18 protein-coding genes are annotated in these 21,657 nt (G+C 71.4%); 11 read left to right on the top strand and 7 right to left on the bottom strand.

The window, feature by feature from the left end; all coding sequences use genetic code 11:
* The coding region (locus ABZZ74_RS41145) for a homocysteine S-methyltransferase family protein (protein WP_356949260.1) at positions 1–1,664 on the bottom strand (1,664 nt) is incomplete at its 3' end.
* Between the two features lie 283 nt (positions 1,665–1,947).
* Between ABZZ74_RS41145 and ABZZ74_RS41140 the strand changes: the two genes are divergently transcribed.
* The 8 genes from ABZZ74_RS41140 to ABZZ74_RS41105 all read left to right on the top strand — a co-directional run bounded on the left by ABZZ74_RS41140 (position 1,948) and on the right by ABZZ74_RS41105 (position 11,586).
* Complete coding sequence (locus ABZZ74_RS41140; protein ID WP_356949259.1) at positions 1,948–2,712, top strand: IclR family transcriptional regulator; 765 nt, start codon at positions 1,948–1,950, stop codon at positions 2,710–2,712.
* Between the two features lie 348 nt (positions 2,713–3,060).
* The gene (locus ABZZ74_RS41135; protein ID WP_356949258.1) at positions 3,061–3,855 is read left to right on the top strand and encodes an MIP/aquaporin family protein; all 795 of its coding nucleotides are present in this window, start codon (positions 3,061–3,063) and stop codon (positions 3,853–3,855) included.
* Positions 3,856–3,905: 50 nt separating this feature from the next.
* Positions 3,906–5,447 carry a glycerol kinase GlpK gene (gene glpK / locus ABZZ74_RS41130; protein ID WP_356949257.1) on the top strand — a complete coding sequence of 514 codons (1,542 nt, stop codon included), beginning with the start codon at positions 3,906–3,908 and terminating at the stop codon, positions 5,445–5,447.
* Positions 5,448–5,498: 51 nt separating this feature from the next.
* The gene (locus ABZZ74_RS41125; RefSeq protein ID WP_356949256.1) at positions 5,499–7,115 is read left to right on the top strand and encodes a glycerol-3-phosphate dehydrogenase/oxidase; all 1,617 of its coding nucleotides are present in this window, start codon (positions 5,499–5,501) and stop codon (positions 7,113–7,115) included.
* Positions 7,116–7,243: 128 nt separating this feature from the next.
* Positions 7,244–7,915: a FadR/GntR family transcriptional regulator gene (locus ABZZ74_RS41120; protein WP_133047153.1), complete on the top strand. Its 672-nt coding sequence runs from the start codon at positions 7,244–7,246 to the stop codon at positions 7,913–7,915.
* 163 nt (positions 7,916–8,078) lie between these two features.
* Positions 8,079–8,984 (top strand): PAC2 family protein, encoded by a 906-nt coding sequence (locus ABZZ74_RS41115; protein ID WP_133047154.1) that lies wholly within the window; start codon positions 8,079–8,081, stop codon positions 8,982–8,984.
* A gap of 234 nt (positions 8,985–9,218) precedes the next feature.
* Positions 9,219–10,940, top strand: coding sequence for a S8 family peptidase (locus ABZZ74_RS41110; RefSeq protein ID WP_356949255.1), 1,722 nt, complete (start codon positions 9,219–9,221; stop codon positions 10,938–10,940).
* A 61-nt stretch (positions 10,941–11,001) separates the two neighbouring features.
* On the top strand, positions 11,002–11,586 hold the full coding sequence (locus tag ABZZ74_RS41105; protein ID WP_356949254.1) for a hypothetical protein: 585 nt from the start codon (positions 11,002–11,004) through the stop codon (positions 11,584–11,586).
* Positions 11,587–11,655: 69 nt separating this feature from the next.
* Here ABZZ74_RS41105 and mshC read toward each other — a convergent pair whose 3' ends face one another.
* The 4 genes from mshC to ABZZ74_RS41085 all read right to left on the bottom strand — a co-directional run bounded on the left by mshC (position 11,656) and on the right by ABZZ74_RS41085 (position 15,136).
* Positions 11,656–12,885, bottom strand: a complete 1,230-nt coding sequence (mshC, locus tag ABZZ74_RS41100; RefSeq protein WP_356949253.1) for a cysteine--1-D-myo-inosityl 2-amino-2-deoxy-alpha-D-glucopyranoside ligase — start codon at positions 12,883–12,885, stop codon at positions 11,656–11,658.
* 94 nt (positions 12,886–12,979) lie between these two features.
* Positions 12,980–13,810, bottom strand: coding sequence for an SCO1664 family protein (locus tag ABZZ74_RS41095; RefSeq protein WP_356949252.1), 831 nt, complete (start codon positions 13,808–13,810; stop codon positions 12,980–12,982).
* Entirely contained in the window at positions 13,774–14,364 is a 591-nt protein-coding gene (locus tag ABZZ74_RS41090; protein ID WP_133047159.1) for a DUF3090 domain-containing protein, read from the bottom strand. Before ABZZ74_RS41090 ends, ABZZ74_RS41095 begins: the two co-directional genes overlap by 37 nt.
* 85 nt (positions 14,365–14,449) lie before the next feature.
* Positions 14,450–15,136 carry a histidine phosphatase family protein gene (locus tag ABZZ74_RS41085; protein ID WP_356949251.1) on the bottom strand — a complete coding sequence of 229 codons (687 nt, stop codon included), beginning with the start codon at positions 15,134–15,136 and terminating at the stop codon, positions 14,450–14,452.
* Between the two features lie 62 nt (positions 15,137–15,198).
* Between ABZZ74_RS41085 and corA the strand changes: the two genes are divergently transcribed.
* Complete coding sequence (gene corA / locus ABZZ74_RS41080; protein ID WP_356949250.1) at positions 15,199–16,194, top strand: magnesium/cobalt transporter CorA; 996 nt, start codon at positions 15,199–15,201, stop codon at positions 16,192–16,194.
* A 1-nt stretch (position 16,195) separates the two neighbouring features.
* Here corA and ABZZ74_RS41075 read toward each other — a convergent pair whose 3' ends face one another.
* The gene (locus tag ABZZ74_RS41075; protein WP_356949249.1) at positions 16,196–16,981 is read right to left on the bottom strand and encodes a ferritin-like domain-containing protein; all 786 of its coding nucleotides are present in this window, start codon (positions 16,979–16,981) and stop codon (positions 16,196–16,198) included.
* Between the two features lie 175 nt (positions 16,982–17,156).
* Positions 17,157–18,212: an LLM class F420-dependent oxidoreductase gene (locus ABZZ74_RS41070; protein WP_356949248.1), complete on the bottom strand. Its 1,056-nt coding sequence runs from the start codon at positions 18,210–18,212 to the stop codon at positions 17,157–17,159.
* 172 nt (positions 18,213–18,384) lie between these two features.
* Between ABZZ74_RS41070 and ABZZ74_RS41065 the strand changes: the two genes are divergently transcribed.
* Positions 18,385–19,371 (top strand): aldo/keto reductase, encoded by a 987-nt coding sequence (locus tag ABZZ74_RS41065; protein WP_356949247.1) that lies wholly within the window; start codon positions 18,385–18,387, stop codon positions 19,369–19,371.
* Positions 19,368–21,647, top strand: a complete 2,280-nt coding sequence (locus ABZZ74_RS41060; RefSeq protein WP_356949246.1) for a helix-hairpin-helix domain-containing protein — start codon at positions 19,368–19,370, stop codon at positions 21,645–21,647. The genes ABZZ74_RS41065 and ABZZ74_RS41060 overlap by 4 nt, the downstream gene beginning before the upstream one ends.
* Positions 21,648–21,657 lie beyond the last annotated feature (10 nt).

Below are 21,657 nucleotides of genomic sequence, written 5' to 3'. Positions count from 1 at the left end.
CCCAGCGTGGTCTGCACCTCGGGGTGGCGCCGCTTGAGCTCGCGGATCGCCTCGATGGTGGCCACCCCGTCCTTGCGGGACTCCTCCTGCCCGGTGCAGATGGTGAAGGTCAGGGTGTCGATGAGGATGTCCGACTCCAGGATCCCCCAGTTCCCGGTCAGGTCGGCGATCAGCCGCTCGGCGATCTCGACCTTCTTCTCCGGCGTGCGGGCCTGGCCCTCCTCGTCGATGGTCAACGCGATCAGAGCCGCCCCGTGCTCCCGCGCCAGCCGGGTCACGCGGGCGAAACGCGAGTCGGGGCCGTCGCCGTCCTCGTAGTTGACCGAGTTGATGACCGCGCGGCCGCCCAGCTTCTCCAGGCCGGCCTCGATGACGTCGACCTCGGTGGAGTCCAGCACGATCGGCAGGGTGGAGGCGGTCGCGAACCGGCCCGCCAGCTCCCGCATGTCCGCCACACCGTCCCGGCCGACATAGTCCACGCACAGATCCAGCAGGTGCGCGCCCTCACGGATCTGCTCCCGGGCCATCTCCACACAGTCGTCCCAGCGGGCCGCCAGCATCGCCTCGCGGAACTTCTTCGACCCGTTGGCGTTCGTCCGCTCACCGATCGCCAGATACGAGGTGTCCTGACGGAACGGCACCGACTGATACAACGACGCCGCACCCGGCTCCGGACGCGGATCACGCTCGGTGGGGGCGAGCTCGCGGACGCGTTCGACGACCTGGCGCAGGTGCTCGGGCGTGGTGCCGCAGCAGCCGCCCACCAGCGACAGGCCGTACTCGCGGACGAAGGTCTCCTGCGCGTCGGCGAGCTCCGGCGCGGTCAGCGGGTAGTGGGCGCCGTCCTTGCCCAGGACCGGCAGACCGGCGTTCGGCATGCAGGACAGCTGGACGCGGGCGTGCCGGGCCAGATGGCGCAGGTGCTCGCTCATCTCCGCCGGGCCGGTCGCACAGTTCAGGCCGATCATGTCGATGCCCAGCGGCTCCAGCGCCGTGAGCGCGGCACCGATCTCCGAGCCCAGCAGCATCGTGCCGGTCGTCTCGACGGTCACGGAGACGATCAGTGGGACCTCGTAGCCCGCGGTCTCCATCGCCCGCCGGGCGGCGATGACCGATGCCTTGGTCTGCAGCAGGTCCTGGGTCGTCTCCACCAGCAGGGCGTCGGCCCCGCCGGCGAGGAGGCCCTCGGCGTTCTGCTGGTAGGCGTCGCGGATGGCTCCGAAGGTCGTGTGGCCGAGGGTGGGCAGCTTGGTGCCCGGGCCCATGGAGCCCAGGACCCAGCGCTGCCGGCCGTCCCGGGCGGCGAACTCGTCCGCCGTCTCGCGGGCGATCCGGGCGCCGGCCTCGGACAGCTCGGCGACGCGTTCGGCGATGTCGTACTCGCCCAGTGCGGTGAGATTGGCGCCGAAGGTGTTGGTCTCGACGCAGTCGACGCCGGCGTCGAAGTAGGCCGAATGGACCGAACGGACGATGTCGGGGCGAGTGACGTTGAGGACCTCGTTGCAGCCTTCGAGGTTCTGGAAGTCCTCGAGGGTGGGCTCCTGGGCCTGGAGCATGGTGCCCATTGCTCCGTCGGCGACCACCACCCGGGTGGCGAGGGCCTCACGGAGCGCGGACGCACGGGTCCGGCTGTCGGCGGAAGGGGTCAGTGGCGACGAGGCCATGAAAAGGGCTCCCTTGAGTGCGACGGCTGTCGGCTTTGCGGGTTCCCCGGGTCTTCCCAGGGAGGGCGCACGCCGCCAGGGTAGCCGGGTCCCGTCCCGGATGGTCGCTCAGTCCACGGGACGGACCAGGATGGCGGCAGGTCACCGACGGGACACCGGTGACGCAACAGATGTCTACCGACCATTAGCGGTGGGTCGGCATCGACCGGTAGTGTTCGACATTGCCGAACAGCGGCAGCGGCGCCGTAACTCGGCTGTCGAAGGGGACGGAGGCAGGACGGCGATGGCACGGAACATCCAGTCGCTCGAACGGGCGGCCGCGATGCTGCGGCTCCTCGCGGGCGGCGAGCGACGGCTCGGCCTCTCGGACATCGCCTCGTCGCTGGGCCTCGCCAAAGGCACCGCCCACGGCATTCTGCGCACCCTGCAGGCCGAGGGCTTCGTCGAGCAGGACGACGCCTCCGGGCGCTATCAGCTGGGCGCCGAGCTGCTGCGCCTGGGCACCACCTATCTCGATGTGCACGAGCTGCGGGCGCGCGCCCTGGTATGGACGGACGACCTGGCGCGCTCGAGCGGCGAGAGCGTCTATCTCGGCGTGCTGCACCAGCAGGGCGTGCTGATCGTGCACCACGTCTTCCGGCCCGACGACAGCCGGCAGGTGCTGGAGATCGGGGCGATGCAGCCGCTGCACTCCACGGCTCTGGGCAAGGTGCTGTCGGCGTACGACCCGGTGGCGCACAGCGAGGCGGTCGAGGCCGACCGCAAGCCGTTCACCGAGCGCACCACGTGCGACCTGGACGACTTCGAGCACATCCTCGACATCACGCGCGCGCGTGGCTACGCGTCCGACGTCGAGGAGACCTGGGAGGGCGTGGCGTCGGTCGCCGCGCCCATCCATGACCGGCGGCGGATGCCGGTGGGCGCGGTCGGCATCACCGGTGCGGTGGAGCGGCTGCGCCGGGACGGGGAGCTGCGTCCTGAGCTGATCGCGGCCGTGCGGGACTGCGCCCGCGCGGTCTCGCGGGACCTGGGGGCGGGGCGGTTCTGAGGGGTCGTACGCCTGTACGAGCAGAGGTGAGCGAGGCCGGGGCACGGTGGTGTGCCCCGGCTCTTGTTGTTACTCGCCAGTACCCATCTGACCTGCAAGATCGACTGTTCGCGGCGATGAGTAACGATCGTGTTTTCGGCCGTGCTTTCGACAACACAACTCTTGACGAGCACGTAACGCCCCGGCAAGACTCCCGTCCATCGGTCGGCATTGTCGAACACCTACCGGCAATACGCGTTAGAGTGTGACAACGCCAAGGGCCGACACCGCTCTCACCCCCGAGGGCAGCTCGAACCTCCGGAGGGACCCGGGGTTCGGTCCCCTGGACGAAGGACAAAGGAGTCGCGGGTGTCCAGCTCCGACATCTTCATCGGCGAGACCATCGGTACCGCCATACTCATCCTGCTCGGCGGAGGCGTCTGCGCCGCCGTGACGCTGAAGGCCTCCAAGGCCCGTAACGCCGGCTGGCTCGCCATCACCTTCGGGTGGGGTTTCGCCGTACTGACGGCCGTGTACACCTCGGCGCCGCTCTCCGGCGCCCACCTCAACCCGGCCGTGACGCTCGCGCTCGCCATCAAGGACGGCGACTGGAGCAACGTCCCGGTCTACTGGGCAGGCCAGCTGCTCGGCGCCGCGATCGGTGCGACTCTGGTCTGGGTGGCCTACTACGGCCAGTTCCACGCGCACCTGACCGACCGGGAGATCGTCGGCGGTCCCGGTGCGCAGGCCACCGCGGCCAAGGCAGTCGAGGCGCAGGAGAAGGGCGCGGGCCCCGTGCTCGGCATCTTCTCCACCGGTCCGGAGATCCGGGTCGTCTGGCAGAACCTCGCCACCGAGATCATCGGCACCGTGGTCCTGGTGCTCGCGGTCCTCACCCAGGGCCTCAACGACAAGGGCAACGGCCTGGGCACCCTGGGCGCCCTGATCACCGCGCTCGTGGTCGTCTCGATCGGTCTCTCCCTCGGCGGCCCGACGGGCTACGCGATCAACCCGGCCCGTGACCTGGGCCCGCGCATCGTGCACGCCCTTCTGCCCCTGCCCAACAAGGGCGGCTCCGACTGGGGCTACGCCTGGATCCCGGTGGTCGGTCCGCTCATCGGCGGCGCGATCGCTGCAGGCATCTACAACGTCGCTTTTGCTTAAAGCAACTCGGTAGACCCTCCCCCTAACTCACGGAACCCCAGGAGCACACAGTGACCGACGCGCACACCGCCGGCCCCTTCATCGCCGCCATCGACCAGGGCACCACCTCCAGCCGCTGCATCGTCTTCGACCGGGACGGCCGTATCGTCTCCGTCGACCAGAAGGAGCACGAGCAGATCTTCCCAAAGCCGGGCTGGGTCGAGCACAACGCCAACGAGATCTGGACCAACGTCCAGGAGGTCGTCGCCGGAGCCATCCAGAAGGCCGGCATCACCCGGGACGACATCAAGGCCATCGGCATCACCAACCAGCGCGAGACCACGCTGCTGTGGGACAAGAACACCGGTGAGCCGGTCCACAACGCCATCGTCTGGCAGGACACCCGCACCGACGCCCTGTGCAAGGAGCTCGGCCGCAACGTCGGCCAGGACCGCTTCCGCCGCGAGACGGGTCTCCCCCTCGCCTCCTACTTCGCCGGCCCCAAGGCACGCTGGCTGCTCGACAACGTCGAGGGCCTGCGCGAGCGCGCCGAGCGCGGCGACATCCTCTTCGGCACCATGGACACCTGGGTCATCTGGAACCTCACTGGTGGTGTCAACGGCGGCAAGCACTACACCGACGTCACCAACGCCTCCCGCACCCTGCTGATGAACCTCCACACGCTGGAGTGGGACGAGAAGATCGCCGAGTCGATCGGTGTGCCGATGGCGATGCTGCCCGAGATCCGCTCCTCCTCCGAGATCTACGGCGAGGTCACCGGCGGCAAGCTGGGCGAGCTGCTCGGCGGCATCCCGGTCGCCTCCGCGCTCGGCGACCAGCAGGCGGCCCTGTTCGGCCAGACCTGCTTCTCCGAGGGCGAGGCCAAGTCCACGTACGGCACCGGCACCTTCATGCTGATGAACACCGGCGAGAAGATCATCAACTCCTACTCGGGCCTGCTGACCACGGTCGGCTACCGCATCGGCGACGACAAGCCGGTCTACGCCCTGGAGGGCTCGATCGCCGTCACCGGTTCGCTGGTGCAGTGGATGCGCGACCAGATGGGCCTGATCTCCACCGCCGCCGAGATCGAGACGCTCGCCCTGTCCGTCGAGGACAACGGCGGCGCCTACTTCGTGCCGGCCTTCTCCGGTCTGTTCGCCCCGTACTGGCGCTCCGACGCCCGCGGTGTGATCGCCGGTCTGACCCGGTACGTCACCAAGGCGCACCTGGCCCGTGCGGTCCTGGAGGCCACCGCCTGGCAGACCCGTGAGATCACGGACGCCATGACCAAGGACTCGGGCGTGGAGCTTGCGGCCCTCAAGGTCGACGGCGGCATGACCTCCAACAACCTGCTGATGCAGACCCTCTCGGACTTCCTGGACGCGCCCGTGGTGCGCCCGATGGTCGCCGAGACCACCTGCCTCGGTGCCGCCTACGCCGCCGGTCTCGCCGTCGGCTTCTGGACCAGCACCGACGACCTCCGCGCCAACTGGCGCCGGGCCGCCGAGTGGACCCCCCGCATGGACGCGGACGCCCGCGACCGTGAGTACAAGAGCTGGCTCAAGGCCGTCGAGCGGACCATGGGCTGGCTCGAGGACGACGAGAGCTGACGAGAGCTCCTGACGGCTCTCGCACGCTCTGATGAGGAGTAAGAACCCGAAATGACCAGTCAGTCCACCCTCCAGTCCGTGCCTGCCCTGGGGACGCACCCGGCCTCCGGCTCGAACCCGAGCCGGGCCGAGACCCGGGAGCAGCTCGCCAAGGCGTCGTACGACCTTCTTGTGATCGGCGGCGGCATCCTGGGCATCTCCACCGCCTGGCACGCCGCGCAGTCCGGCCTGAGGGTGGCTCTGGTCGACGCCGGCGACTTCGCCGGCGCCACCTCCTCCGCCTCCTCCAAGCTGCTCCACGGCGGTCTGCGCTATCTGCAGACCGGCGCGGTGAAGCTGGTGGCGGAGAACCACTTCGAGCGCCGTGCGGTCTCCCGCCAGGTGGCCCCCCACCTGGCGAACCCGCTCACGTTCTACCTCCCCGTGTACAAGGGCGGGCCGCACGGCGCTGCGAAGCTCGGGGCGGGCGTCTTCGCCTACTCCGCGCTCTCCGCGTTCGGTGACGGCGTCGGCCACCTCCTGTCGCCCGCGAAGGCGGCCCAGGACGTGCCCGAGCTGCGCACCGAGAACCTCAAGGCCGTCGCGGTGTACGGCGACGACCAGATGAACGACGCGCGCATGGCGCTGATGACGGTCCGCGCGGCCGTCGAGGCGGGTGCCGTCGTGCTGAACCACGCCGAGGTGACCGGCCTGAGGTTCACGGGGGGCCGGGTGACCGGCGCGGACCTGAAGGACCGTACGACGGGCGACGAGTTCGGCGTCAACGCCAGGCTGGTGCTGAACGCGACCGGCCCGTGGGTGGACCACCTGCGCCGGATGGAGGACCCGAACGCGGCTCCGTCCATCCGCCTCTCCAAGGGAGCGCACCTGGTCCTCAAGCGCACCTCCCCCTGGAAGGCGGCGCTGGCCACCCCCATCGACAAGTACCGCATCACCTTCGCCCTCCCCTGGGAGGACATGCTGCTGCTCGGCACGACCGACGAGGAGTTCGAGGGCGACCCGGCGGATGTCGCGGTCACCGAGAAGGACATAGCCCAGATCCTGGACGAGGCCGCGTTCTCGGTCCGGGACCAGCAGCTGAGCCGTGACCTGATCACCTACTCCTTCGCGGGTCTGCGGGTGCTGCCGGGCGGTCCCGGCGACACGGCGAAGGCCAAGCGCGAGACCGTCGTCACCGAGGGCCGCGGCGGCATGCTGTCCGTCGCGGGCGGCAAGTGGACGACGTTCCGGCACATCGGCCGCACGGTCATGAAGAAGCTGGAGGCGCTGCCGGGCGCTCCGCTCGGTGACGACTTCGAGCCGATCGCCTCCCTGCCGAAGAAGCTGCCGCTGCCCGGTGTCGCCAACCCGCGCGCGGTCGCCCACCGTCTGCTGGTCGACAACCCGGCGCCGGGTCCACGAATGGCCGCCGACACGGCGAAGCACCTGGCGACGCACTACGGCTCCCTGGCCTTCGACATCGCCCGCCTGGCGAACGACAACCCGGAACTGGGCGAGCGGGTGCACCCGGACGCTCCGGAGATCTGGGCGCAGGTCGTCTACGCCCGGGACAACGAGTGGGCGGAGACCCCGGACGACGTGCTGCGCCGCCGCACGACGCTGACGATCCGGGGCCTGGCCACGGACGAGGTCCGCGCCAAGGTGCAGGACCTGCTGGACAAGAAGTAGCCGCCCCGCCGGGAAGGGGGCGGCTCCCCGCCGACGGAGCCGCCCCCTTCAGCCCGGTGAACCCCCATAATGTCGTCGTAAGACATCGGATGTCTTTACGGCATGCGGGAGCGACAGGGAGGCCGGACATGGCAGTCACCGACGAGGCGATCGAGAAGATCAAGGGCATGATCGTCTCCGGCGCGCTGCGCCCCGGCGACCGACTGCCGAAAGAAAGCGAACTCGCCTCCGAACTGGGCCTTTCCCGCAACTCACTGCGCGAGGCGGTACGTGCCCTGTCGCTGATCCGGATCCTGGACGTGCGGCAGGGCGACGGCACGTACGTGACCAGTCTGGACCCGCAACTCCTGCTGGAGGCGCTGAGTTTCGTCGTCGACTTCCACCGGGACGACACGGTCCTGGAGTTCCTCGCGGTGCGCCGCATCCTGGAGCCGGCCGCGACCGCGATGGCGGCCTCCCGGATCAGCGAGCAGCAACTGGACGCGCTGTCGGCCCAGTTGGACAAGCTGGGCGAGACGCCGTCGGTGGAGGAGCTGGTCGCCTGCGACCTGGACTTCCACCGGGGCATCGTGCAGAGCTCCGGCAACTCCGTGCTGTGCTCCCTCCTGGACGGTCTGTCGGGGCCCACCACCCGGGCCCGGATCTGGCGCGGTCTGACCCAGGAGGACGCCGTCAGCCGCACCCTGCACGAGCACCGCGCGATCCTCGCCGCCCTGCACGACCGGGACGCGGAGGCGGCCCGCTCCTGGGCGACGGTGCACATCGCGAGCGTGGAGCAGTGGCTGCGCTCGACGCTCTGAGCGGCTTCCGCGCCGGGGTGGCCCGGGGTGGCGATCTTGGGTGTTCGAGCGGCTCGGACGGGGCAGTGATCGTTCACTCCCCCGTGCAAGGGGGCTGCGGGCGCCCCCGCCGGACGCCGTAAGGTTGGTGGGTCAAGCGAGGGCACGTCGGAAGGAGGCCTGGGTGATCGAGCTCGAGGGGGTTCCCGAGCTGATCGACCCGGTCATGGTGGCCGCGTTCGAGGGCTGGAACGATGCCGGCGACGCCGCCTCCACCGCGGTCGCGCATCTGGACAGGGAATGGAAGGGCGAGGTCTTCGCGGCGCTGGACGCCGAGGACTACTACGACTTCCAGGTGAACCGCCCCACGGTGTGGATGGACGCGGGGGTACGCAAGATCACCTGGCCGACGACGAGGTTGTCCGTCGTCCGGGTCGGCGGCGAGAAGCCGCGTGATCTCGTGCTCGTCCGCGGTATCGAACCGTCCATGCGGTGGCGCTCGTTCTGCAACGAGCTGCTCGGCTTCGCGCACGAGCTGGGCGTGGAGCTGGTGGTCGTCCTGGGCGCCCTGCTAGGCGACACCCCGCACACGCGTCCGGTCCCGATCAGCGGGACCACGTCCGACCCGGATCTGGCCCAGCGGATGGACCTGGAGGAGACCAAGTACGAGGGCCCCACGGGCATCGTCGGCGTCCTGCAGGAGGCCTGCACGCACGCCGGCGTACCGGCGGTGTCGCTGTGGGCCGCCGTGCCGCACTACGTGTCGCAGCCGCCGAACCCGAAGGCGACCCTGGCCCTGCTCAACCGGCTGGAGGACCTGATCGACGTGCGCATCCCGCTGGGCGAGCTGCCCGAGGACGCGCGTGCCTGGCAGGTCGGCGTGGACCAGCTGGCGGCCGAGGACAGCGAGGTCGCCGAGTACGTCCAGACGCTGGAGGAGGCCCGGGACACCGCGGAGCTGCCGGAGGCGTCGGGCGAGGCGATCGCCCGCGAGTTCGAGCGGTATCTGCGGCGCCGGGACGGCCATACCAAACCCCCGACGACGCCGCCGAAACCGGGCGGCGAGGACGACGAGTCCTCCGAGGAGTGAGGAGAAGGGCGGTGCGCCGGGCGCACCGCCCTTTTTCGTGTCCGCGCTTCCGCAGGACCTTCTGCAGCCTTTGGCCGGTTTGAGGCGGGACCTCTGTTTCCAGACGGATTGCACACGTTACCCAATTCAACTTGTTTCAAACGAAGTTGGCGAAAACGGTCTGGACGCCTCGCCCCGGGCGTGCTTGGTTGTGCAGCGACGGCGCACCCGCACGGACCGAAGGGAGCGGTACCGATGAGCGACCAGGTACAGCCGGCCGAGGGCCCGGGAGCCTCCGGGCCGGGCCCCGACGGAGCGGGATTCACCTATCGCGGAGCCGAGCAGGAACTGATCGTCGTCGCCCGTCCCGAGGCCCGGCTGCGGGCCCGGGCCGAAGGCGTCCGTTCGGCGGCCGGTGCCGATGTCTCCGCCCTCGACATGTTCCTCGGCGACGAACAGCTCACGCTGGAGCCACTGTTCGGCAGCGAGGAGCGGCTCCAGCAGTCGGCCGCCGCGCCGGGCGAGCCGGACGTCCCCGACCTCACGCTGTTCTACCGGGTACGGGGCGGCGGGAGCCGGGCGCAGGAGCTGCGGGCGCGGATCGCCGCGCTGCCGGGGATCGACACGGCCTACGTCAAGCCGGGCGCCGTGCCCGCCTCGGTCGACGACGACCGCCGGCTCAAGGAAGGCGCCCCCGTCACCCCGGACTTCAGCGGCCGTCAGGGCTATCTGCGTCCGGCGCCGGAGGGAGTGGACGCCCACTGGGCCTGGCAGCGGCCCGGTGGGTCCGGTCAGGGGGTGACGGTCATCGACGTCGAGGGCGCCTGGCAGCTGGGCCATGAGGACCTGGCCGCCAAGCTGGCCGGCGTCGTGGTCGGCACGCCCCTGACCGACCTGGCCTGGCGCAACCACGGCACCGCCGTGATCGGCGTGATCGGCGGTGACCGGGGCGAGTCGGGCGTGAACGGCATCGTGCCGGAGGCGGTGACCGCGGCCGCGTCCTTCCAGGGCATCGGCACAGCGGCCGCGATCCACGCGGCGGCCGACCGGCTCGGCCCCGGCGACGTCGTCCTGGTCGAACTGCACCGCCCCGGACCGCGGTTCGAGTACGCCGAACGCGACGACCAGCGCGGCTACGTCGCGATCGAGTGGTGGCCGGACGACTTCGCGGCCATCCGCTACGCCACCGCGCGGGGCGTCCTGGTCGTGGAGGCGGCCGGCAACGGGGGCGAGTCGCTGGACGACGCGGTGTACGAGCGGCGCCCCGACGAGTTCCCGGAGTGGTGGCGCAACCCGTTCAACCCCTCCAACCAGCCCTCCGGCGCCGTCCTGGTCGGCGCGGGCGCCCCGCCGCCCGGTACGCACGGCCGCGACCACGGACCGGACCGCTCACGGCTGGCTTTCTCCAACTACGGCGCCCGGCTGGACGCCCAGGGCTGGGGCCGCGAGGTCACCACGACCGGCGGCTTCTGGGACCGGCCCGGCGATCTGCAGGGCGGGCCCGAGGAGATCGCCTGGTACACGGACACCTTCTCCGGAACGTCCTCCGCCTCTCCGGTGGTGGTCGGCGCGCTGGCCGCCCTGCAGGGCATGCTGAAGGCGGCCTCGCTGCCCCCGATGTCCCCGGAGCGGGTGCGCGAGGTGGTGCGGTCCACCGGCTCCCCGCAGCAGGACGCGCCCGGCCGGCCCGCCTCCCAGCGGATCGGCAACCGGCCGGACATCAGGGCGGCGGTCGGCAGGCTGCTGCCGCAGGCGGTCGGCTCGGGCCAGGCCGAGCGGTACTGGGACGAGCTGCTGCCGTATCCCCGCGAACTCCCGCCCAGGCTCCGGCTGTTCGTGGCCGGCGCCTGGCGCAACCTCAACCACCCGTCCCCCGAGATCCGGCAGGCGGTGCACACCGCCTTCGCGGGCGGACGGCCCGATGTCCGGGTGTGGTTCTCGGACGACGAGATCGTCGGCCTGGTCGTAACGGGCTGACGCATCCCCAGGAAAGACCGACCCGTCAAGGCAAGTCTTCGTTCAGGGAAGGTGACACCGCATGAGCACCACCCCGCAGATGAGCCAACTGGGACAACAGCAGGGCCAGCAGTTCCCGAGCACATCGCCCCACCAGCAGCAACAGCTCGGACAGCAGCAGCCGTTCCAGCAGCAGCCGTTCGGCCAGCAGTCCGCCGGATGGCCGGGGGCCGGCATGATGCCGCAGCTCCAACAGCTCGGCCAGCAGCAGCCCTTCCAGCAGCTGCTGCAGCAACTCGGCCAGCAGCAACAGCCCTACGGTGAGACGCAGCAGCACGACCAGCAGGCCCAGCAGCAGGAGCAGCAGATCCAGCAGCAGCTCCAGCAGCTCGCGCAGGCCGTCCTCCAGCAGGTCGTCCAGCAGGCCCAGACGCAGTCCCTGGCCTCCGGCGTGGCCAACGGCTTCGTCGACGTCCTGCAGCCGCAGCAGGGGCAGCCGCAGCAGGTCTTCCTGCGCATCAACGGTCAGTTCCGGGTCCTGAACGACCCGGTCCCGCAGCTGCACCAGCAGATCCAGGAGGCGTTCGCCTTCGGCCACCAGGTGATCGGCGTCTGGGACATCCAGTCGCCCAACATCCTGCGCAGCGTACGGATCCACCGGATCTGACCCGCGCCGCACCGCACGAAAGGGGCGCTTCCCCCGCGGGGAAGCGCCCCTCTCCCGTGTCGGGCCTGGCTACAGGGCCACACCCAGCAGGGCGTCCACGGCGCGCGAGACGACACCGGGGGCCCCGGCGTCCGTACCGGCCTCGGCGTCCTGCCGCGCGGCCCAGCGGTCGACCGCGGCGAGCGCGGCCGGGGCGTCCAGGTCGTTCGCGAGGGCTTCGCGGATCTCCTCGACGAGGGCCTCGGCGGGCGGTCCGTCGGGGCGGGAGACGGCGGCGCGCCACCGGCCGAGCCGGCGCACGGCGTCCTCGAGGACCTGGTCGGTCCACTCCCAGTCGGCCCGGTAGTGGTGGGCGAGCAGCGCGAGCCGTATGGCGGCCGGGTCGACACCGTCCCGGCGCAGCTGGGAGACGAAGACCAGGTTGCCCTTGGACTTGGACATCTTCTCGCCGTCCAGGGCGACCATGCCGGCGTGGACGTACGCCTTGGCCATGGGGAACTCGCCGGTGAGCACCTGGGCGTGGGACGCGCCCATCTCGTGGTGCGGGAAGGCGAGGTCGGAGCCGCCGCCCTGGACGTCGAAGCCCATCCCGAGGTGGTCGAGGGCGATGGCGACGCACTCGATGTGCCAGCCGGGGCGACCGGGGCCCAGGGAGGCGCCGTCCCAGCTGGGTTCGCCCTCGCGGGCGGCCAGCCACAGCATCGGGTCCAGCGGGTTCTTCTTGCCCGGGCGGTCCGGGTCGCCGCCGCGCTCGGCGGACAGCAGCCGCATGGCGGCCGCGTCGAGGCCCGAGACCTTGCCGAAGTGGGGGTCGGAGCCGACGGAGAAGTAGATGTCGCCCTCGAGTTCGTAGGCGGCACCGGCGTCACGCAGCCGCTCCACCAGCGGGACGATGCCGGGTATGGCCTCGACGGCGCCGATGTAGTGCCGCGGAGGCAGCATCCGCAGGGCGGTCATGTCCTCGCGGAAGAGCGTCGTCTCCTTCTCGGCGAGGGCGACCCAGTCGACGCTGTCCCGCTGCGCGCGCTCCAGCAGCGGGTCGTCGATGTCGGTGACGTTCTGGACGTAGTGCACCTGCCGCTTGGTGTCGAGCCACACGCGCTGAACGAGGTCGAACGCGTTGTAGGTCGCCGCGTGACCCATGTGGGTCGCGTCGTAAGGGGTGATGCCGCAGACGTAGATGCGGGCGACGGGACCGGGCTGGAGGGTGACCAGACCGCCGGTCGCGGTGTCGTGGATCCTCAGGTCGCGGCCCTGACCAGGCAGGGCGGGGACCTCGGAAGCGGGCCAGGCATGCATGTCATGAGCCTAACCGGACGGATGTTCCGTATACGAACCGGACCGGGCCGGATGGCCGGTAAGGCGGTCTTGCGCCTTACCGGCCAGTCTGCTCCTACACGGGCGGCCAGGGAATGGCCGGCCACTCCCCGGAGGGCTCCGGGTGGGTGCCGGTCTCCAGGAGTACGGCGACACGCGCGCGTGTGGCGTCGAGTTCGGCGGCGGTGATCAGGGCGGACAGCCGCCCGGCCAGCGCTCCTTCGGCGGTCAGGGCCTCCTGGAGACCCTTGAGGGCGTCGATCGCCTCCGGCGTCAGGGGCTCGCCCGCCCACCCCCACAGCAGCGTCCTGAGCTTGTTCTCGGTGTTGAAAGTCACTCCGTGGTCGATGCCGTAGAGGCGGCCGTCCTCGGTGGGCAGCAGATGGCCGCCCTTGCGGTCGGCGTTGTTGATCACCGCGTCCAGCACCGCGAGCCGGCGCAGCCGCTCGTCGTCGGCGTGCACCAGAAGGGCGGTCTTTCCGTCACCGACCTCGGCGAAGCCGATGGCCTTCCAGCCCGGTTCGGGCTCCTCGGCATCCACCAGGGCCAGCAGGTCGGCCTCGGGGGTCGCCTCGATCCACAGCTGGACCATCCCCTCGCCGTACGGTCCCTCGCGCAGCACGGTGGGCGGGATCAGGCCCCAGCCGGTCGCCTCGGAGACCTCGTAGGCGGCCACCTCGCGCTGGGCGAGCGTGCCGTCGGGGAAGTCCCACAGGGGCCGCTCGCCGGCCACCGGCTTGTAGACGCAGGTGGCCTCCCGGCCCTCCTGGGCGACCGTGCAGTACAGGGCCGCGTTGGACGCGTCGCGGATCCGGCCGCGCACCGTGAGCTCGCCGTGGGTGAGCAGGTCGGCGAGCGGCTCGTCGGTCGTCACGCTCCGCGGCGGTATCCGTTCTGGCGCGGACATACGTGTCCTTCCGGGTCCAGCGGGAGGCTGCACAGCGGGCACGGCGGCCGCCCGGCGTTGACGACGTCCAGGGCGCGCTTGGCGAAGGCTCTGGCCTGCGCGCCGGTCAGCCGGACCCGCAGCATCGGGGGCCCGTTCTCCTCGTCCTGCAGCAGGCGCTCCTCGGCCTCGGCGAGATCCTCCTCGGAGTCCGCGTCGAGTTCGACGAGGGCCTGCGCCTCGACGATCATGCGCTGTTCCTCGCCGTCCCAGGCGAGGGCCATGGTGCCGACCCGGAACTCCTCCTCGACGGGGGTGTCCAGCGGTTCGGTGTCGGAGATCTCGGTGGGTGCGACGGCCGGGACGGCCGCGTTGCCGCCGCTGCGCCGTACGACCTCGTCGAGCAGTTCGTCCATGCGCTCGGCGAGGGCGGCGACCTGGGTCTTCTCCAGGGCCACGCTGGTCACCCGGGAGCCTGCGGTGGCCTGGAGGAAGAACGTACGGCGTCCGGGCAGCCCGACCGTGCCCGCCACGAAGCGGTCCGGGGGGTCGTAGAGGAACACCTGACGGGACACGTCCTGTCTCCATGGGATCGGTGTGTACGGGGGCGTCTGTGTGAGCGCGACTGCGTGAACCGCTTCACCCTACTGCGCGCGACGATCACGGTGCGCCCGCACCGCCCCCCACCGGGGCGTCATCGGCCGGGGGCTCCTCAGGCGGCGCCAGCGACGCGAGGTCTCCGGTGTCACCGAGCCGCACAAGGAAGGGCCTGAGGCGGGTGTAACGGATCGCGGTGATGGAACACGGTTCTACGGAGATCCTCTGGAAGAGGTCGAGATGAAGTCCGAGTGCGTCCGCCACGAGCGACTTGATGATGTCGCCGTGCGAGCACATCACATAGACGGCGCCGGCGCCGTGGTCGCGCTCCACGCGCGCGTTCCACTCGCGTACGGCCTCGGCGGCGCGGGTCTGCATCGCGCGCATCGACTCGCCGCCGGGGAACGCGGCGGCGCTGGGGTGCGCCTGTACCACCTCCATCAGCGGCTCGTCCTTGAGCTCGGCGAGCTTGCGGCCGGACCAGTCGCCGTAGTGGCACTCCCCGATCCGCTCGTCGGTGTGGACGGTGAGTTCGGGCCGGGCCTCGAGCAGCGGCCGGATCGTCTCCTGGCAGCGCTGCAGCGGGCTGGTGACGACCTCGGAGATCGGCAGGGCGGCGAGCCGGCCGGGCAGCGCGGCGGCCTGCGCGGCGCCGCGCTCGTCGAGGGCGACACCGGGCGTCCAGCCGGCGAGCACCCCCTCGGTGTTGGCGGTGGATCGTCCGTGCCGGACCAGGAGAAGCGTGGGCATGCGGCCCAGGGTAGGCATACGCCCGCACGTGGCGGGCGTACGAGGACGGGAGAAAACGTTCTGTGATCGTCGACTGCGCCATCTACACCCACGGACAGCGGACGGAGGGCCCGGAGGACCTCTCCGATGCGCTGGCGGACGCACGGGCGGCCGGCGGGTTCGTCTGGATCGGGCTGCACGAGCCGTCGGAGGACGAGTTCGACCTGGTCACCCAGGAGTTCGGGCTGCATCCGCTGGCAGTGGAGGACGCCCTGAACGCCCATCAGCGGCCCAAGCTGGAGGTGTACGACGACTCGCTCTTCCTCGTCCTCAAGCCGGTCGTGTACGAGCCGGACAGCGACCGGGTCACCACCGGCGAGGTCATGGTCTTCCTCGGTGACTCCTTCGTGGTGACCGTCCGCCACGGCGAGGGTGCCCCGCTGAAGGCGGTGCGCAAGCGGCTGGAGAACGAGCCCGAGCTGCTCGGGAAGGGACCGACCGCGGTCCTGTACGCCGTCTCCGACGCCGTCGTCGACCACTACCTGGAGGTGGGGACCGAGCTGCAGACCGACCTGGAGGAACTGGAGGCCGAGGTCTTCAGCCCGGACGTCGGCGGATCGCGCAACACCGCGTCGCGGATCTACACCTTCAAGCGGCAGGTGCTGGAGTTCCGCCGGGCGACGGGCCCCCTGGCGCTGCCGGTCAACCGGCTGGCGGGGACCGGGCAGTACGGCGCCACGGTGCCCTTCGTCAACGAGAAGGCACGGCCGTTCTTCCGTGACGTCGGTGACCACCTCGCGCGCGTGAACGAGACGGTGGAGGGCCTGGACCGGCTGGTCTCGGACGTGCTGTCGGCGCATCTGGCCCAGATCAGCGTCCGGCAGAACGACGACATGCGGAAGATCTCCGCGTGGGCGGCCATGGCCGCGGTCCCCACGATGATCGCGGGCATCTACGGCATGAACTTCGACCACATGCCGGAGCTGCACTGGGTGTGGTCGTACCCGGCGGTGATCCTGATCATGGCCGCGCTGGAGTGGCTGCTGTACCGGACGTTCAAGAAGCGGGGCTGGCTGTAGCTCAGGCGAACTCGGCTGCGGTGGCCGGTCCGCCGAGGGCGTCGCGGCGCTCGGGCATCCGCAGGCTCACCATGCGCCGCCAGCCCGCGAACCGCTCGTAGGCGTAGACGGCGTGGATACCGGCCGCGAGCGCCGCCGACTTGGCCCGCGGCCAGCCGAGCAGGCGCCCCATGTGGTCCATGACGGCGAGGCTGACGTCCCGATAGACGCGGATCTCCGCGAGCGCGCACTCCCGCAGGATGCGCTGGATGGAGCGGCCGTGACCGGCGCGCGCGAGGCGCAGCAACTCCTCGTGGCAGTAGGCGAGATGGTTGTTCTCGTCGCTGGAAATCATCCTGACCGCGCGGCCGATGTCGGGGTGGTCGGCGAAGTACCGGCGCAGCAGCTCCATCTGCTCGGAGGCGCGCTGCTCGGTGACCCGGCTGTGGGCGAGGTAGGTGACGAGGTCGTGCACCGTGAGCGTCTCGTCGGCCTTGAGCTTCTCGTGGGCGAGACCGATGCCGTGCCGCTCCAGGAGCATCGTGTAGTCGGTCTCGGGCGGCACCGGGACCGCTTCGAGCCTGCGCTTCTTCATCAGGGCGTTGAAGATGCGCCCGTGCTTGTCCTCGTCGGCGCCGTGCCGGGCGATCTTCGGGGCGAGGTCGCGTTCGCTCTCCGGTACCAGGGCCGCGATCCGGCCGTTCTCCCAGCCGCCCTGGGACTCCCCGCTGGCCGCGATGGAGCAGAACAGCGCGAAGGACGCGTCGTCGTCGAGGATCTCCTGGAACAGACTCTTGGCCGAAAGCATAGAACGAGTCAAATAGCCCAACAGGGGCATCGCAACAGGTATCGGGGACAACTCCGCCAAAAGAAGGAGCGACAGGGTCACGTCCGGGGCGTAACCGCGTGCGCGACGGCGCGTTGTTCCCCGTGACGGCCGTGGCGGGGAAGACCCCCGAGCCCCCACCACGGCCGCAGAGACATCAGGCCAGCCCGGCCCGCTCCAGGGCCTCGGTGCCGGCGCGCAGGGAGGCGATGCGCTCCTCCAGGGTGAAGCCGGCGGGGTTGAGGGAGAGGGTGGTGACCCCGGCGGCCGCGTACTCCTTCATGCGGTCGGCGATGCGGTCCACGGAGCCCAGCAGCGTCGTCCGGTCGATCAGCTCGTGCGGGATCGCGGCGGCGGCGCCCTGCTTGTCGCCGGCCAGGTACTTCTCCTGGACCTCGGCGGCGGCCGCCTCGAAGCCCATGCGCTGGGCGAGCTGGTTGTAGAAGTTCTGCTTGGCGCTGCCCATGCCGCCGACATACAGCGCGGTGTAGGGGCGGAAGGCGTCGGCGAGCGTGGCCACGTCCTTGTCCTCGCCGAGGGCGAGCGGCAGGGTCGGGTGGACGTCGAACCCGTCCATGGTCTTGCCGGCCTTCTCGCGCCCCGCGCGCAGGTACTTGATGGTCGTCTCCTCCAGGTGCTGCGCGGAGGGGAAGATCAGCAGGGCGCCGTCGGCGATCTCGCCGGTCTGCTCGAGGTTCTTGGGGCCGATCGCGGCGATGTACAGCGGGATGTACTCGCGCTCGGGGTGCACGGTCAGCTTGATCGGCTTGCCCGGGCCGCCGGGCAGCGGCAGGGTCCAGTGCTCGCCCTCGTACGTCAGCCGCTCACGGCTCATGGCCTTGCGCACGATCTCGACGTACTCGCGCGTGCGGGCCAGCGGCTTGTCGAACTTGACGCCGTACCAGCCCTCGGAGACCTGCGGCCCGGAGACGCCGAGACCGAGGCGGAAGCGGCCGCCGGAGAGGGAGTCCAGGGTGGCCGCGGTCATCGCGGTCATCGCGGGCTGCCGGGCCGGGATCTGGAAGATGGCCGAGCCGACGTCGATGCGCTCGGTCTTCGCGGCGACCCAGGTGAGCACCGTGGCCGCATCGGAGCCGTAGGCCTCCGCGGCCCAGCAGACGGCGTACCCGAGGCGGTCGGCCTCCTGGGCCACCGCGAGGTTGTCCGCGTCCATTCCGGCACCCCAGTAGCCGAGGTTGAGCCCGAGCTGCATGCCGATTCCCCTTACCGATCAGTAACGTCCCTGTGGAGCTGACAGTAGCGTGGCTTGCGCGGGCGTGGGATGTCACGTCCCGCACAGTGGCGGCGACGCGCGGTGCCAGGCCGGGAAACTGGTCGTCCACAGGCCCCCACACGGCCTGTTCAGGCCAGTAATGTCGGCGTTCATGGAGCAGAGGCATCTCGGCCGCACCGGCCTTCGCGTGTCCCGCATCGGACTCGGCACGCTCACGTGGGGCAGGGACACCGACGAGCACGACGCCGCGGACCTCTTGAAGACGTTCTGGGAGGCGGGCGGCAGTCTCGTCGACACGGCGGACGTGTACGGCGACGGAGAGGCCGAGTATCTGCTCGGGCGCCTGATAGAAGGGCTGGTCCCGCGCCGGGACCTGGTGATCTCGACCAAGGCGGGCAGCGTGCCGGACCCGGACCGCCGCGTCGACGGCTCCCGGGGCCATCTGCTCTCGGCCCTCGACGCCTCACTGGCCCGCCTGGGCACGGACTACGTCGACGTGTGGCACGTCCACGCGTTCGACCCGTACACCCCGCTCGACGAGACCCTGCAGGCCCTCGACCTGGCGGTGAGCAGCGGGCGCGCCCGCTATGCCGGGGTCTCCAACTTCTGCGGCTGGCAGCTGGCCAAGGCGGCGACATGGCAGTTGGCGGTGCCCGGGGCGCGGACGCGGCTGGCAAGCACGCAGATGGAGTACTCGTTGCTGCAGCGGGGCGTGGAGCGCGAGGTCCTGCCGGCCGCGCTGGACCTGGGCATCGGTCTGCTTCCGTCCTCCCCGCTGGGCCGGGGAGTGCTGACCGGCAAGTATCGCGGCGAGGCCACCCCCGCCGACTCCCGCGGCGCCTCCGAGCACATGGCCCGCTTCGTCGCGCCGTACCTCGACGACACGGCGAGCCGGATCGTCGACGCCGTCCAGACCGCGGCCGACGGGCTCGCCGTGACGCCCCTCCAGGTCGCCCTCGCCTGGATCCGCGACCGGCCGGGAGTGACCGCGCCCGTCATCGGTCCGCGCAACGCGCAGCAGCTCACGGCGGCATTGTCAGTGGAGGCCCTTAGTCTTCCTGACGAGATCTGCCGGGCGCTCGACGATGTGTCGGCGCCCGTGCACCGCTATCCCGATCACGACTGGAGCACGCTGTGAGCACGGAGCCCGAGACCACGGAGGAGAACGAGCCGGGGACACCGGGCGGCACACCGCAGGACGGCACGCCCGAGGCACCGGCGGACAGCACGCCCGGGACCCCCGCGGAACCGGGCGACACCGCGGCGGCGGCCGACGGCACCGCCGAGGAGGCTGCTGCGGAGAGCGGCGCTGAGTTGTCCGAGGCCGAGGCCGAGTTGGCGGCTCAGGAGATCGAGCGGGAGCGGATCGAGCGGCGGAAGGCGGAGAAGAAGGGGCCCATCGAGAGCGGGGGCAAACTGAGCGGCAAGGCCGCCGATCTGCTGGCCGCCGTACGGGCCGTGGAGAGCGGTGCCAAGCCCGTGGCCACCGCCTTCACCGAACCGGCCCCCACCCCGCGCAGACCCGCGCCGGAACCGGTACGGCGCCCGCAGCCGACGCCGGAGGCCGCCGCGCCCTCGGCCCCCGCGGCGGAGCACGTCGAGGCGGTACGGGGCGTGCTGACCGCCGGTGGCGCTCCCGAGGCGCTCGCGGCACAGGTCGCCGCCGCCCTCGGCGAGGGAGCGGACGAGCGGCTGCGGGCGGACCCCTGGCTGCTCCTGCGAGTCGGCGGTGTACGGCCCGAGCAGGCCGACGGTTTCGCGCGGGCGCTGCTGGGCGCGGACGCCGGGCCGGACGACGAGCGGCGGGGTCGGGCGCTGACGGGGTGGCTGCTGGAGCAGGCGGCCCTCGCCGGGCACACGGCGCTGGAGATGCCCGCGCTCACCGCCGCGCTGGCCCAGCGGAGCGTGCCGGACGCCGACGCCGCCGTACAGAGCACCGTCGCGGAGGGCGAGGCACTGGTCTTCCAGGACGCCCTGGACCCGCGCGCGCCGGAGCCGGCGGACGACGAGGAGGGCGAGGAACGGCCGGTCCGTGTCCTCGTCGGCCTGGAGCGCCTGGCCCTCGCGGAGGAGAGCCTCGCGGACGGTCTGGCCCGACTGGTCAACTCCGTGCCGAAGGAGGACGGTTCGGCCGAGGAGTGGGAGGGCGCGGCGGCCTCGGCGAAGGGCTCCACCGCCGAACTGATCCGCGCGGTCAACGCCCACGGCCTGGTCCTGCACACCGGCGGCGAGGCGTCCCTCGCCGAACCGGCGGCGCTGCTGCGCACGGCCACCGCGCTCGGGCTCCGCGCCTGGGCGGCGGCCCACACCCCGACCGGCCGCGACCGCTTCGTCCGGTTGTGCGGCGCGGCGGGCGAGACTGCCGCGGACGGTCCGGTGGCGGGCGGCGCCGTGGAAGGTCCCGACGCGTCGGCGCCCGGTGACGCCGCTTCGGCCGCCGGCTCCCCGCAGGCCGCACCCCCGGTCGCCACCGTCGCCGGCCTCCTCTCCGGGACCGAAGGCCCCGGCCGGGATGCGGACGGCGCGCTCGACCTGGACCTCCTCGTGGTGCTCGACGCACCTCAGCTGGACGTCGAGACCGCCGCCCTGCTCGTCGAGTCGCTGCCGGACGGTGCGCGGCTGGTGCTGTCCGGGGATCCGGCGGTGCTGTGGTCGGCCGGGCCCGGGAGAGTGTTCGCGGATCTGCTGGCCGCACGGGTCTGCCCGCAGGTCGCCTCACGCACCCCGGACCCGGGCCCCCTCGGTGAGCTGGTCTCCGGCATCGGCGTCGGGGAGCTCAACCAGGTCGAGGCGCCCGGCAAGGAGGTCGTGATCGTGCCGGTGCGGGACGCCGGCGAGGCCGTGCACCGCACCGTCCAGCTGGTCGCCGACTCGGTGCCGCGCGCGATCGGCGTCCCGGCCGAGCAGACCCAGGTGATCACGCCGGGCCACGGTGGCGCGGCCGGCACCCGCGCCCTCAACACCGCGCTCAAGGAACGCCTCAACCCCGGCCCCGGCCGGTTCGGCGGCTTCGACCCCGGCGACCGCGTCGCCTACTCCCCCACCCCTGGACGTACCCTGCCGGGCCAGGTCGTCAAGGCCGACGCGGACGGCTTGCACCTGTCCTGCGCGGGCGCCCCCGTCGTCGTACCGAAAGAGCGGGTGGAGCAGTCCGTGCGCCATGGCTGGGCGCTGACCGCGCACCAGGCGGTGGGCACGCGCTGGCCGGCGGTGGTCGTGGTCCTCCCCGGGGACGCTACCCAGGCCCTGAACCGACCGTGGGTCTACACGGCGTTCGGCCGGGCGGACCGCCATCTCTCCGTGGTCCACGGCGCGGAACAGGCACTGGCCAGGGCGGTGTCCGAGATCCCGCCCAAGCCGCGGACGACCCGCCTGCCCGTCCTCCTGGCGACCCAACTGCCGACGTCCGGCTGACCCATCCCCC

Origin of the sequence: Streptomyces sp. NPDC006476, from assembly GCF_040612015.1 — a bacterium.
GTDB classification, from domain to species: domain Bacteria; phylum Actinomycetota; class Actinomycetes; order Streptomycetales; family Streptomycetaceae; genus Streptomyces; species Streptomyces griseorubiginosus_B.
Note: the sequence above shows the minus strand (reverse complement) of the source record. Positions and strands in the feature narration are given on the sequence as shown.

Excerpts from the sequence above, each read along its gene's own strand:
- ABZZ74_RS41105 (WP_356949254.1), top strand. The coding sequence starts at position 11,002 with ATGAGCACCACCCCGCAGATGAGCCAACTGGGACAACAGCAGGGCCAG.
- ABZZ74_RS41140 (WP_356949259.1), top strand. The coding sequence starts at position 1,948 with ATGGCACGGAACATCCAGTCGCTCGAACGGGCGGCCGCGATGCTGCGG.
- ABZZ74_RS41095 (WP_356949252.1), bottom strand. The coding sequence starts at position 13,810 with ATGTCCGCGCCAGAACGGATACCGCCGCGGAGCGTGACGACCGACGAG.
- ABZZ74_RS41065 (WP_356949247.1), top strand. The coding sequence starts at position 18,385 with ATGGAGCAGAGGCATCTCGGCCGCACCGGCCTTCGCGTGTCCCGCATC.
- ABZZ74_RS41075 (WP_356949249.1), bottom strand. The coding sequence starts at position 16,981 with ATGCTTTCGGCCAAGAGTCTGTTCCAGGAGATCCTCGACGACGACGCG.
- mshC (WP_356949253.1), bottom strand. The coding sequence starts at position 12,885 with ATGCATGCCTGGCCCGCTTCCGAGGTCCCCGCCCTGCCTGGTCAGGGC.
- ABZZ74_RS41125 (WP_356949256.1), top strand. The coding sequence starts at position 5,499 with ATGACCAGTCAGTCCACCCTCCAGTCCGTGCCTGCCCTGGGGACGCAC.
- ABZZ74_RS41120 (WP_133047153.1), top strand. The coding sequence starts at position 7,244 with ATGGCAGTCACCGACGAGGCGATCGAGAAGATCAAGGGCATGATCGTC.
- ABZZ74_RS41085 (WP_356949251.1), bottom strand. The coding sequence starts at position 15,136 with ATGCCCACGCTTCTCCTGGTCCGGCACGGACGATCCACCGCCAACACC.
- ABZZ74_RS41070 (WP_356949248.1), bottom strand. The coding sequence starts at position 18,212 with ATGCAGCTCGGGCTCAACCTCGGCTACTGGGGTGCCGGAATGGACGCG.
- ABZZ74_RS41110 (WP_356949255.1), top strand. The coding sequence starts at position 9,219 with ATGAGCGACCAGGTACAGCCGGCCGAGGGCCCGGGAGCCTCCGGGCCG.